This is a genomic window from Rathayibacter sp. AY1E6 (genome assembly GCF_002931115.1).
In the GTDB taxonomy this organism is placed as follows: domain Bacteria; phylum Actinomycetota; class Actinomycetes; order Actinomycetales; family Microbacteriaceae; genus Rathayibacter.
Genome location: NZ_PSVK01000011.1, coordinates 81341 through 93191, shown reverse-complemented (window position 1 = coordinate 93191; position 11851 = coordinate 81341). Strand labels below are relative to the sequence as shown.

Sequence of the window (11851 nt, the reverse complement as noted above, 5' to 3'; positions counted from 1 at the left end):
CTCCCGAACCGAAGGAAGACCCGCCCCCGTGAGCATCGAGATCAACAACGAGTCGAGCGTCCCCGTCGACGAGGCCGCCCTGCTGCGCCTCGCCGGCTACGCGCTCGACTCGCTCCACGTGCACCCCGACGCCGAGCTCGCGATCGTGCTGGTCGACGAGGGCGCGATGGAGCAGCTGCACGTGCAGTGGATGGACGAGCCGGGACCGACCGACGTGCTCAGCTTCCCGATGGACGAGCTGCGTCCCGGGACCGAGGACGAGCAGACCCCCGCGGGGCTCCTCGGTGACATCGTGCTCTGCCCGCAGGTCGCGCAGTCCCAGGCCGAGTCGGCCGGCCACTCCGTGCTCGACGAGCTGCAGCTGCTGACCGCCCACGGGCTCCTGCACCTGCTCGGCTTCGATCACGCCGAGCCGGAGGAGGAGCGCGAGATGTTCGGCATCCAGCGCGACATCCTGGTCGGCTTCCACATCAGCGAGCGACGCCGCTAGAGCGCGCAGTGCCCACTCTCCAGCTCCTCATCGCCGCCCTCGCGCTCGTCGCCGTCGGCGGCTGGTTCGCCGCGACCGACGCCGCACTCGGCGTCCTCTCGCGCAGCGACCTGCTCGACATGGCCCAGCACTCCCGCAGCGCCCGCGCTCTCCGCGCGATCGCGGGCGACATGAGCGCCCACGTCAACGTCGTCAACTTCTCGCGGATCGCGGCCGAGACGACGGCCGCGGTGTTCGTCACCACGGTGCTGGTCGTCGAGGTCCCGCAGCTCTGGCTCGCGCTCCTGCTGGCGGTCCTGATCATGGCGGCGGTCTCGTTCGTCCTGGTCGGCTCCAGCCCCCGCAGCGTCGGGCGCGCCAACGCCCGCGCGGTCCTGTCCACCAGCGCCTCGCTCGTGCACGTGCTCCGGCTCGCGCTGGGTCCGGTCGCGCACGGGCTCGTGGCACTCGGCAACCGGGTGACGCCGGGGACCGGGCGCTCGGCGGGGTTCTCCTCCGAGGAGCAGCTGCTCAGCATGGTCGACGAGGCGACCGAGCAGGACGTGCTCGAGCAGGACGACCGCGAGCTGATCCACTCGATCTTCGAGTTCAACGACACCTTCGTCCGCGAGGTGATGGTGCCCCGCACCGACATGGTGACGATCGAGGCGACCTCCTCCGTCGGCGCCGGCATGGGGCTCCTGCTGAGCCGCGGCATCTCCCGGCTCCCCGTCATCGGCGACGGCGTCGACGACGTCCTCGGCGTGCTCTACCTGCGCGACGTGGCCCGGCACACCTACGAGCGGCCGGACGACGACGACACGGTCGCCGACCTCGCGCGCCCCGCGCTGTTCGTGCCCGAGTCGAAGAAGGCCGACGAGCTGCTCCGCCAGATGCAGCTCGAGTCCAACCACCTCGCGATGGTGGTCGACGAGTACGGCGGCATCGCGGGCCTGGTGACGCTGGAGGACCTCATCGAGGAGCTCGTCGGCGACATCTCCGACGAGTACGACCGCGAGGTCGACCTCTTCGAGGAGACGGCGCCCGGGGTCTACCGCGTCTCGGCGCGCCTGCCGGTGGACGAGCTCGGCGAGCTGTTCGAGCTCGACCTCGAGGACGACGACGTCGACTCGGTCGGCGGACTGCTGACCAAGGCCTACGGGCGCCTCCCCGAGCGCGGCGCGACGGCGCGGATCGGCGGAGTGCTGCTCGAGGCCGAGCAGGCGGACCCGCGCCGTGGGACCATCTCCACGGTGATCGTCCGCCGCGATCCCGATCTGGACACCGCCGGCGAGCCCGGCACCGGCCCCGTCGCGATCATCGCGGACGGCGGCACCACCACCCCCAGCCCGAGCACGGCTCCCACCCGCGGAGCCACGGGCGATCAGCACGAGGACGCACGATGACCGACACCACTCCCGCCGCCGCACCCTACCGGGCGGGCTTCGTGTCCTTCGTCGGCCGCCCGAACGTGGGCAAGTCGACGCTCACGAACGCCCTCGTCGGCGAGAAGATCGCCATCACGAGCTCGAAGCCCCAGACCACGCGGCGCGCTATCCGCGGCGTGGTGCACCGCACCGACGGCCAGCTGATCGTCGTCGACACCCCCGGCATCCACCGGCCGCGCACGCTCCTCGGAGAGCGGCTGAACTCGCTCGTCACCTCGACCCTCGGCGACGTCGACGTCATCGGGATGCTGTTCCCCGCGGACGAGCCGATCGGCCCGGGAGACCGCTTCATCAACGAGCAGCTCGACTCCTTCCCGCGCGCTCGGAAGGTCGCGATCGTCTCGAAGGTCGACCTCTCCTCGAAGAAGTCCGTGGCGAAGCAGCTGCTCGCCGTCTCGGAGCTGCGCGAGTGGGACACGATCGTGCCGATCTCGGCCGTGACCGAGGAGCAGCTGGACGTCCTGGCCGTCGAGCTCCTGCGCCTGATGCCGGTCTCGCCCGCCCTCTACCCGGAGGAGGCGGTGACCGACGAGGACCTGTCCTCGCGGATCGCCGAGTTCATCCGCGAGGCCGCTCTCGAGGGCGTCTCGGACGAGCTGCCGCACTCCCTCGCCGTGACGCTCGACGACATGGTCGAGCGCGAGGACGGCTCGCTGATCGACATCTACGCCAACGTCTTCGTGGAGCGCGACAGCCAGAAGGGCATCATCATCGGCAAGGGCGGCCAGCGCCTGCGCGAGGTGGGAGCCGTCTCCCGCGAGCAGATCGAGCGCCTGCTGGGCCGTCGCGTGTTCCTCTCCATCCGGGTGAAGGTCGCCAAGGAGTGGCAGCGCGACCCGAAGCTGCTGGGGCGCCTGGGCTTCTGACGCCGGAGGACGACGGCGGTCACCCTCCAGGACGACGCCCCCGGGCGCGCGGACCCGTAGCGTGGTCCTCATGCGCGCCCTCCTCGACCGACCGGCGGCCCTGCCGATCGCCGGGGCGCTGCTCGCCGCCCTCCACCTGCTGCTCGGGCTCACCGGGGTCACTCCGACCGAGCGGATCGCCGGCGGCCTCGTGCTCGCGCTGGCCCTCGCCGTCGCGGGATTCCTGCCCGCGCTCGCCCCCTCGCTCGTCGCGGTCGGCGCGCTCGCCGACGGAGGCGTCCTGCTCGGCGGCGTCCCCGTCGACGGGGTGCTCGTCGGCCTGGTCGTCCTCTGGCAGACGACCCGCCGGGTGGGCCCCTGGACCCGTGCCCTGGCGCTTGCGGGCGGCCTGATCCTCGCCGGGATCGGCGGCGTCACCGTCGCGCTCGGCCTCTCCGGCCCGCTCGATCCGTCCGGGCTCCCGGCGCGCGTGGAGTTCGTGGTCCTCGCCCTGGTCGCCCTCGCGGTCGCCTCCGTGCTCGGTGCGGCGAAGGTCCTCGTGTACCTCAACGCGCTGCGGGCGCCGGTCCTCGCGGGCGATCGGATCGACGCGCTGCTGAACCGGGTCGCCGGTCCGCAGGACCCCTTCGCGGTGGGGGTCGCCGGTGGTCAGGCGCTGGTGCTCCTCCTCGTCGCCGGCCTCCCGTTCGCCGGGGTGGAGGGCGCGATGCAGCTGCTGGTCGCGGGCGTGCTCGCGGTCGCGCTGGTGCTGCACCGGCGGTCCCCGGTCCTCGCCCTCTCGATCGCCTGGGCCGGTGCCGCCCTCCAGATGAGCGCGAGCCTCGCTCCCGGACCCGCGGATCTGGCCATCCTGGCCGTCCTCTTCGGCGCCGGCGCGTCGGAGTCGCGGCGGGTGCGGATCGCGGGCGCGGTGTCGGCCGTCCTCGGCGCCGTGGTCGCCGTCGTCTACCTCGTCCTGGTCTTCGACCTCGTCGCGAGCGCCTACGACGGCCTGCTGTCGGCCGGCGCCACCTTCGGCGGGATCCTCGCGACGCTCGGCCTCTCCTGGACCATCGGACTGCTCTCCCGCTCGGTCCGCCGGGCGCGGGAGGGCCAGACCCTGCGCGCGCAGGCCGAGCAGGAGCGCGCGCGGGCGCAGCGCGAGCTCGACACCGTGGAGGAGCGCAACCGGATCGCCCGCGACATGCACGACGTCGTCGCCCACTCCCTCGCCGTCGTGATCGCGCAGGCCGACGGCGCGCGCTACCTCGGCGCCACCAGCCCCGAGCAGACCGACGCCGCGCTGCTGACCATCTCCTCCGTCGCCCGGGACGCCCTCGGCGACGTGCGCGTGCTCCTCGCCCAGCTGCGGCACTCGCAGAGCGACGGCCCGCAGCCCGGCGCCCGCGACCTGCCGGCCCTCCTCGACAGCGTGGGCGGAGCCGGAGCCCCCGTCCGCGCCGAGCTCGCCGTCGACCTGGAGGCGGTGCCGCGCGCCGTCGGTCTGGCCCTGTACCGCATCGCCCAGGAGGCGACCACGAACGCTCTCCGCCACGGCCGCCCGGGCTCGCCGCTCGACATCGCCCTGCGCCAGGACGGCGGCGAGCTCGCCCTGACCGTGCGCAACGCCCGGTGCGCCGACGTCGAGCGCGACTCCCTGCCGGGCGAGGGCCACGGCCTGGTCGGCATGCGCGAGCGCGCCGCGCTCGTCGGGGGAGTGCTCGCCGCCGGCCCGGTCGGGGACGACTTCGTCGTCGACGCGCGCCTGCCCTCCTCCCCGTCCCTCGCCCGCACCGCCCCACCCCTCGCCTCCGGAGGCAGCCCCACATGACCGACACCATCCGCCTCGTCCTCGTCGACGACCAGGCCCTCTTCCGCGCCGGCATCCGCATGCTGCTCGGCTCGCAGCCCGATCTCGAGGTGGTCGGCGAGGCCTCCGACGGAGCGGAGGGCGCGGAGCTGGTCGCGCGGCTGGCCCCCGACGTCGTGCTGATGGACATCCGGATGCCGGGCGTCGACGGGATCGAGTCGACCCGGCGGATCCTCGCGGACGCGCAGGAGCGGCGGGTCCAGCCTCCGCGCATCCTCGTGCTGACCACCTTCGACCTCGACGAGGCGGCCGCGCGCGCCATCCGGGCGGGCGCGAGCGGCTTCCTCCTGAAGGACACGGAGCCCGGCTTCCTCCTCGCCTCCGTCCGCACCGTGCACGCGGGGACCGCCGTGGTCGCCGCCTCCGCGACCCGCGAGCTCTTCGAGCACTTCGGAGCGGCGGGCAGCGGACGCGAGACCCCGCCCGCCTTCGCGACCCTCACCGACCGCGAGCGCGAGATCTTCCACCTGGCCGCGCGGGGGATGAGCAACACCGAGATCGCGCGGGCCGAGTTCCTGAGCGAGGCGACGGTGAAGACGCACATCAGCCGCACCCTCGGCAAGCTCGGCCTGCGCGACCGTGTGCAGCTGGTGGTCTACGCCTACGAGAACGGCCTGGTCTCCTAGCGCGGGACGCCGGGGTGACGCGCCGCGGGGGCGGTGCTACCCTGACCGGGTGCGCTTCGGACAGCTCCTCCTTCTCCGCCGCGACGAGATCTGATCCTCAGGCCATCCTCGTCGCGGAGTCCGTCGTCGGCTGAACCATCCCTCGCCCGCGAGGTCGATCCGCATCCGGATCCCCGCGAGACCGCCCGACCGGCACCGCCCACCAGCGGAGCCGCACGCGAGCGGGATCGGTCACGAGCGAGAACAGACACGTGCGCACCACTGCGCCGGGAGAGCACCTCATGCTGAACAACCAGAAGCCGTCGCCCATGCCGATCGGCAAGTACCGTCCCTTCCACGAGCTGATCGCCGTGGACCTGCCCGACCGCACCTGGCCGTCGAAGCGCATCACCGCCGCGCCCCGCTGGTGCGCCGTGGACCTCCGCGACGGCAACCAGGCGCTCATCGACCCGATGAGCCCCGAGCGCAAGCGCATCATGTTCGATCTGCTGGTCCGGATGGGCTACAAGGAGATCGAGGTCGGGTTCCCGAGCGCGAGCCAGACCGACTTCGACTTCGTGCGCAGCCTCATCGAGGAGGGCGCGATCCCCGAGGACGTCACCATCCAGGTGCTGACCCAGGCCCGCGACCACCTGATCGAGCGCACCTACGAGTCGATCCGCGGCGCGCGCCAGGCGATCGTGCACCTCTACAACTCCACGAGCGTGCTGCAGCGCGAGGTCGTGTTCCGCAAGGACCGTCAGGGCATCATCGACATCGCGCTGGCCGGCGCCCGCAAGTGCCGCGAGATGGAGTCGACCGTCCCCGGCACGGCCGTCTACTACGAGTACTCGCCCGAGAGCTACACCGGCACCGAGCTCGACTTCGCCCGCGAGATCTGCGACCGGGTCGTCGAGGTCTTCGAGCCGACTCCCGAGCGCAAGGTCATCCTGAACCTGCCCGCCACCGTCGAGATGGCCACCCCGAACGTCTACGCAGACTCGATCGAGTGGATGAGCCGCAACCTCGCGCAGCGCGAGAACATCGTGCTGTCGCTGCACCCCCACAACGACCGCGGCACGGCCGTGGCGGCGGCCGAGCTGGGCTACTTGGCCGGTGCCGACCGGATCGAGGGCTGCCTCTTCGGCAACGGCGAGCGCACCGGCAACGTCGATCTGGTCGCGCTGGGCGTGAACCTGTTCACCCAGGGGATCGACCCGCAGATCGACTTCAGCGACATGGACGGCATCAAGCGCACCGCCGAGTACTGCAACCAGCTGCCCGTGCCCGAGCGCAGCCCCTGGGCGGGCGACCTGGTCTTCACCGCCTTCAGCGGCTCGCACCAGGACGCCATCAAGAAGGGCTTCGAGGCGATGCAGGCCGAGGCCGAGCGGACCGGCCGCAGCGTCGACGAGCTCACCTGGGCCGTGCCCTACCTGCCGGTGGACCCGAAGGACCTGGGCCGCTCCTACGAGGCGGTCATCCGCGTCAACTCGCAGTCCGGCAAGGGCGGAGTCGCGTACCTGCTGAAGACGGACCACGCGCTCGACCTGCCGCGCCGGCTGCAGATCGAGTTCTCGGGCGTCGTGCAGGCCAAGACCGACGCCGAGGGCGGCGAGGTCACGAGCGAGCAGATCTGGACGGTGTTCCAGGACGAGTACCTGCCGGCGCCCGCCGAGCGCGCCGACGAGAAGTGGGGCCGCTTCGAGCTGCTGCGCACGAACACGTCGAGCGATCTGGGCGGCAGCATCGCGCTGGACGCGGTCCTCCGGGTGGGCGACGAGCGCGTCTCGGCCAGCTCGCGGGGCAACGGCCCGATCAACGCCTTCGAGGCCGTGCTGGAGCAGCAGGGCGTCGAGGTCCGGGTCCTCGACTACGTCGAGCACGCGCTCAGCGCCGGCGGCGACGCGCTGGCCGCCTCGTACGTCGAGTGCACGGTGAACGGCCGCACCCTGTGGGGCGTGGGCGTGGACGCCGACATCTCGACCGCCTCCCTCAAGGCCATCGTCTCGGCCGTCAACCGCGCCCTGCGCGAGGAGGTCCCGGTCCGCGAGCTGGCCGGCGCCTCCGCCTGATCGGGCCCGATCCCCGCCGGGGGAGCCGTGACGCGTCGCGCCTCCCCCGGCGTTCCCGTGCGCGGACCGCGCGGGACTCCGCTCCCTGCGTCCGGGTCGGCCGCCGCTAGGTCCGGCGGCGCCAGCGCAGGCGCGGCACCCCGCTGAGCGCGCGCTGCTCGGGCAGGCTCCAGCCGTAGCGGACCGCGAGCAGGCGGATGACCGTGGTCACGCCCACCGCGAGCGGCGCGGCGAAGTCGATCGTCACTCCGAAGCGCAGCGCGAGGACCAGGACGCCCGTGCCCACCGAGGCGGCGACCGCGTAGAGCGAGCCGACGTGCATCAGCGCGATCGGCCGGTTCAGCAGGATGTCGCGGACGACGGATCCGCCGACGGCCGAGACGGTGCCGACGAACACGGCCGGCACCTCCGGCACGCCGAGCGACAGGGCCTTCGTGGTGCCGATCGCGCCGAAGAGCCCGAGGGTCAGCGCGTCGAGGGCGGTGATCGTCCCGTCGACCCGGTTCAGCAGGTGCTGGAGCAGCATCCCGAGCAGGGAGGCGGTCACCGCGACGATCAGGTACGCGTCGGTGTGCAGGGCCACCAGGGGCGTCTGGAGCAGCAGATCGCGGAGCACGCCGCCGCCGAGGCCGGTGGCCGTGCCGATGATCGTGACGCCGAGCAGGTCGATCCGGCGGTCGCGGAACTCGCCCGCGAACATCGCGCCCTGGAGGCAGCCGATGGCGATCGCGAGCAGGTCGGCCCAGGCCGGGATCTCGAAGAGGGAGGCTGCCACCCGGACATCGTTCCACGGTGCGGGCCCTGCTCCGGCCGGGCTGCCAGCCGGGTGTCGGGGGTCGGGGGGATAATCGGTGGATGCCCACCTATCGCGACGAAGCCGTGGTGCTCCGCACGCACAAGCTGGGCGAGGCCGACCGCATCGTGACGCTGCTCTCGCGCAGCCACGGCAAGATCCGCGCGGTGGCGAAGGGCGTGCGCAAGACCGGCTCCAAGTTCGGCTCGCGGCTCGAGCCGTTCATGGTCGCCGACCTCCAGCTCTACGAGGGCCGGAGCCTCGACATCGTCACGCAGGCCGAGTCGCTCGGCGCCTACGGTGCGCTGATCGCCGCCGACTACGACAGCTACACGGCCGCGAGCGCGATGGTCGAGACGGCGGACCGCCTCACCGACGCGGACGCCTCCCTGCAGCAGTACCTGCTGCTCGTCGGGGCCCTGCGATCGCTCTCGAAGCACGAGCACGAGCCGGTGCTGACGCTCGACTCCTACCTCCTGCGGGCGCTCTCGATCGCGGGCTGGGCGCCCAGCTTCGAGGACTGCGCGCGCTGCGGCGCCCCCGGGCCCCACGGCGCGGTCGTGGTGCAGCTCGGAGGCGTCGTCTGCGCCGACTGCACGCCGCCCGGAGCACCGCGGGTCGCTCCGGAGGTCGTGGTCCTGCTGGGTGCGCTGCTCACGGGAGACTGGGCCCACGCCGAGACCACCGAGCCGACCACGCGGTCGCGGGCGAGCGGAGTGGTCGCCGCCTACACGCAGTTCCACCTCGAACGCGGTCTGAGATCCCTGGAGCACGTCACCCGATGAAGCCCTTCACCCACGAGGACGCCGAGCCGTACCGCCCCCTCGACTGGACCGGGATCCATCCGCCCGCGATCCCGCGGAAGGCCGTTCCGGGGCACGTCGCCATCGTGATGGACGGCAACGGCCGCTGGGCGAACTCCCGCGGCCTGACGCGGATCGAGGGGCACAAGCGCGGCGAGACGGCGCTGCTGGACGTCGTGGCCGGAGCGATCCAGATCGGCGTGAAGCACCTCAGCGTCTACGCGTTCTCGACCGAGAACTGGAAGCGCTCGCCCGAGGAGGTGCGCTTCCTGATGGGCTTCAACCGCGACGTGCTGCACCGCCGCCGCGATCAGCTCAACGAGTGGGGCGTGCGCATCCGCTGGGCCGGCCGGAAGCCGCGCCTGTGGGCGTCGGTGATCAACGAGCTGCAGTTCGCCGAGCGGATGACCGCGGACAACGACGTGCTCACCCTCACCATGTGCGTCAACTACGGCGGGCGCACCGAGATCGCCGACGCGGTGCAGCGGCTCGCCGCCGAGGTCCAGGCGGGGCGGCTCAAGCCCTCCGGCATCTCCGAGAAGACGATCGCCCGGGCGCTCTACGTGCCCGAGATGCCGGACGTCGACCTCTTCGTGCGCTCCTCCGGCGAGCAGCGCACCAGCAACTTCCTGCTCTGGCAGAGCGCCTACGCCGAGATGGTGTTCCTCGACCGGCTCTGGCCGGACTTCACGCGGACCGACCTCTGGGACGCGATCGAGCACTACTCCGGCCGCTCCCGCCGCTTCGGCGGCGCGGTCGACGTGCCGGGGGCCTCCTCGTGATCCGGGCCGGGATCGTCGGCTTCGGGCTCGCCGGCAGCGTCTTCCACGGTCCGTTCCTCGCGGCCGACCCGGCGTTCGAGGTCGTCGCCGTCTCCACCCGCGACGCCGGTCGGAGGGCCGCGGCCTCCGCCGCGCATCCGGAGGCCCGGATCGTGCCCGACCTCGACGCGGTGCTCGCCGAGCGGCCGGAGCTGGTCGTGCTCGCCTCGCCGCCGTCGGTGCACCGGGAGCAGGCCGTCCGGGTGCTCGAGGCCGGTGTCGCCGTCGTGATCGACAAGCCCTTCGCACCGAGCACGGCCGACGCGGACGCGATCATCGCCGCCTCCGAGCGGAGCGGTGCGCCCGTCTTCGTCTTCCAGAACCGGCGCTGGGACGCCGATCTGCTCACGCTCCGCCGCCTCCTGGTCGAAGGCGTCCTCGGCGAGGTCCTCCGCTTCGAGTCGACCTTCGAGCGCTGGAGCGCGCCGAAGACGGGCCGGTGGCAGAGCGAGACGGGCTCGGCCGCGGGCGGCGGGATCCTCTTCGATCTCGGCAGCCACCTGGTCGACCAGGCGCTGCTGCTGTTCGGCCCGGCGGTCGTCACGGCGGCCGAGACCCGGACCATCCACGAGGGCTCGGCGAGCGAGGACGATGCGTTCGTCTCGCTCCTGCATCACAGCGGCGTCCGCTCCCACCTCACCATGAGCCGCGTCGCCCGGGCGACAGGCCCCCGCTTCCGCGTGCTCGGCACCCGCGCCGCCTTCAGCGTCGACGGTCTCGATCCGCAGGAGACCGCGCTCCGCACCGGCGGCGCCCGACCGGACGACGACGGCTTCGGCGAGGTCGCGCCTGAGGGATGGGGCGTCCTCGTCGACGACTCCGGCGCGCATCCCGTGCCGAGCGAGCGGGGACGCTACGCCGCGTTCCTCGAGCAGGTCGCGCGGTCGCTCCAGGAGGGCGCTCCCTCGCCGGTCGACGTGCGCGAGGCCCGCGAGGTCGTCGCCGTGCTCGAGCAGGCGCACGCTCTCGCCGCCCGCTGACCGGGCCCGCCGCCGACGCGCCCGGTCGCTCCCCGGTCTTGGCGATCCGGCTCCCGAGCGTCATCCTCGAGAGGTGAGCACCGCACTGCCGAACTCCGCCGACCTGCGCGCGCGCTTCGCCGGTGCCCGCGGCTACCACAACGCCTGCACCCTCGGCCTGCCGCCGCGGGAGACCGTCGAGGCGCTGCGGGCGGACCTCGACGGCTGGTCGTCCGGGGAGAGCACGGCCGCCGCCTACGGCGCTGTCGCCGAGCGCGCGCGTGCCTCGTTCGCCGCGATCGCCGGCGTCCCGGTCGACCGTGTCGCGATCGGCGCGCAGACCTCCGCCATGGCTGCCGTGCTCGCCGCCTCGCTGCCCGACGGGGCCCGCGTGCTCTGCGTGGACGGCGACTTCTCCTCCATCGTGTTCCCCTTCCTCGCCCAGGCGCACCGCGGAGTGACCGTGCGCCCCGTCGCGCTCGAGGCGCTGGCCGACTCCGTCGAGGACGGGGACGACCTCGTCGTCTTCTCCGCCGTGCAGTCCAGCAGCGGAGCGCTCGCCGATCTCGACGCCGTCCTCGAGGCGGCCGCGCGCCACGGAGTGCGAACCGCGTGCGACCTCACGCAGGCGGCCGGCGTCCTGCCGGTCGACGCCTCCCGCTTCGACGCGACCCTCACCCACGCCTACAAGTGGCTGTGCTCGCCGCGCGGAGTGGCGTTCCTCACCGTCTCGCCCGCCTACGCGGCCGAGCTCGTCCCCGTGCAGGCGGGCTGGTACTCGGGGGAGGACGTGTGGTCGTCCTGCTACGGACCGGCCATGCACCTGGCCGAGAACGCCCGCCGCTTCGACGTCTCGCCGGCCTGGCAGGCGTTCGCCGGCGCCGAGGCGTCGCTCGCTCTGTTCCGCTCGCTCGACCTCGACGCGGTCTGGGCGCACGCCTCCGGCCTCGGCGACCTGCTGTGCGAGCGGCTGGACCGGGAGCCTCAGCACCGGGCGCTCGTGTCCTGGCCGGACGAGGGGGGAGCGGACCTGGAGCTGCTGCAGGCCGCGGGTCTGCGCGTCTCGGGCCGCGGCGGCCGGCTCCGCATCGCCTTCCACCTCTGGAACGACGAGTCCGACGTGGTCGAGCTCGTCCGCGTGCTGCGGGAATAGCGGGGCGCCC

The 11851-nt window shown here is 73.0% G+C and carries 11 protein-coding genes; 10 read left to right on the top strand and 1 reads right to left on the bottom strand.

What is annotated here, in order from left to right:
- Positions 1 to 28 precede the first annotated feature (28 nt).
- The 6 genes from ybeY to leuA all read left to right on the top strand — a co-directional run bounded on the left by ybeY (position 29) and on the right by leuA (position 7312).
- On the top strand, positions 29 to 490 hold the full coding sequence (gene ybeY / locus C5C46_RS10800) for an rRNA maturation RNase YbeY (protein ID WP_104223424.1): 462 nt from the start codon (positions 29 to 31) through the stop codon (positions 488 to 490).
- Between the two features lie 8 nt (positions 491 to 498).
- Entirely contained in the window at positions 499 to 1875 is a 1377-nt protein-coding gene (locus tag C5C46_RS10795) for a hemolysin family protein (protein ID WP_104223425.1), read from the top strand.
- Positions 1872 to 2783, top strand: a complete 912-nt coding sequence (gene era, locus C5C46_RS10790) for a GTPase Era (protein WP_104223426.1) — start codon at positions 1872 to 1874, stop codon at positions 2781 to 2783. The genes C5C46_RS10795 and era overlap by 4 nt, the downstream gene beginning before the upstream one ends.
- Before the next feature lie 70 nt (positions 2784 to 2853).
- Positions 2854 to 4593: a sensor histidine kinase gene (locus C5C46_RS10785; RefSeq protein ID WP_146078980.1), complete on the top strand. Its 1740-nt coding sequence runs from the start codon at positions 2854 to 2856 to the stop codon at positions 4591 to 4593.
- Complete coding sequence (locus tag C5C46_RS10780) at positions 4590 to 5258, top strand: response regulator transcription factor (RefSeq protein WP_104226697.1); 669 nt, start codon at positions 4590 to 4592, stop codon at positions 5256 to 5258. The genes C5C46_RS10785 and C5C46_RS10780 overlap by 4 nt, the downstream gene beginning before the upstream one ends.
- A gap of 281 nt (positions 5259 to 5539) precedes the next feature.
- Entirely contained in the window at positions 5540 to 7312 is a 1773-nt protein-coding gene (gene leuA / locus C5C46_RS10775; RefSeq protein ID WP_104226696.1) for a 2-isopropylmalate synthase, read from the top strand.
- 106 nt (positions 7313 to 7418) lie between these two features.
- Here the strand turns inward: leuA and C5C46_RS10770 are convergent, their stop codons facing one another.
- Positions 7419 to 8087 carry a trimeric intracellular cation channel family protein gene (locus C5C46_RS10770; RefSeq protein WP_104223430.1) on the bottom strand — a complete coding sequence of 223 codons (669 nt, stop codon included), beginning with the start codon at positions 8085 to 8087 and terminating at the stop codon, positions 7419 to 7421.
- Between the two features lie 80 nt (positions 8088 to 8167).
- Here C5C46_RS10770 and recO point away from each other — a divergent pair, with 80 nt between their 5' ends.
- The 4 genes from recO (at position 8168) to C5C46_RS10750 (ending at position 11841) form a co-directional block, all read left to right on the top strand.
- Positions 8168 to 8890: a DNA repair protein RecO gene (recO, locus tag C5C46_RS10765; protein ID WP_104223431.1), complete on the top strand. Its 723-nt coding sequence runs from the start codon at positions 8168 to 8170 to the stop codon at positions 8888 to 8890.
- The gene (locus C5C46_RS10760) at positions 8887 to 9690 is read left to right on the top strand and encodes an isoprenyl transferase (RefSeq protein WP_104226695.1); all 804 of its coding nucleotides are present in this window, start codon (positions 8887 to 8889) and stop codon (positions 9688 to 9690) included. The genes recO and C5C46_RS10760 overlap by 4 nt, the downstream gene beginning before the upstream one ends.
- A complete protein-coding gene (locus C5C46_RS10755; protein ID WP_104226694.1) occupies positions 9687 to 10709 on the top strand; it encodes a Gfo/Idh/MocA family oxidoreductase in 1023 nt (340 codons plus the stop codon). Before C5C46_RS10760 ends, C5C46_RS10755 begins: the two co-directional genes overlap by 4 nt.
- A 73-nt stretch (positions 10710 to 10782) precedes the next feature.
- Complete coding sequence (locus tag C5C46_RS10750) at positions 10783 to 11841, top strand: aminotransferase class V-fold PLP-dependent enzyme (protein WP_104226693.1); 1059 nt, start codon at positions 10783 to 10785, stop codon at positions 11839 to 11841.
- Positions 11842 to 11851 lie beyond the last annotated feature (10 nt).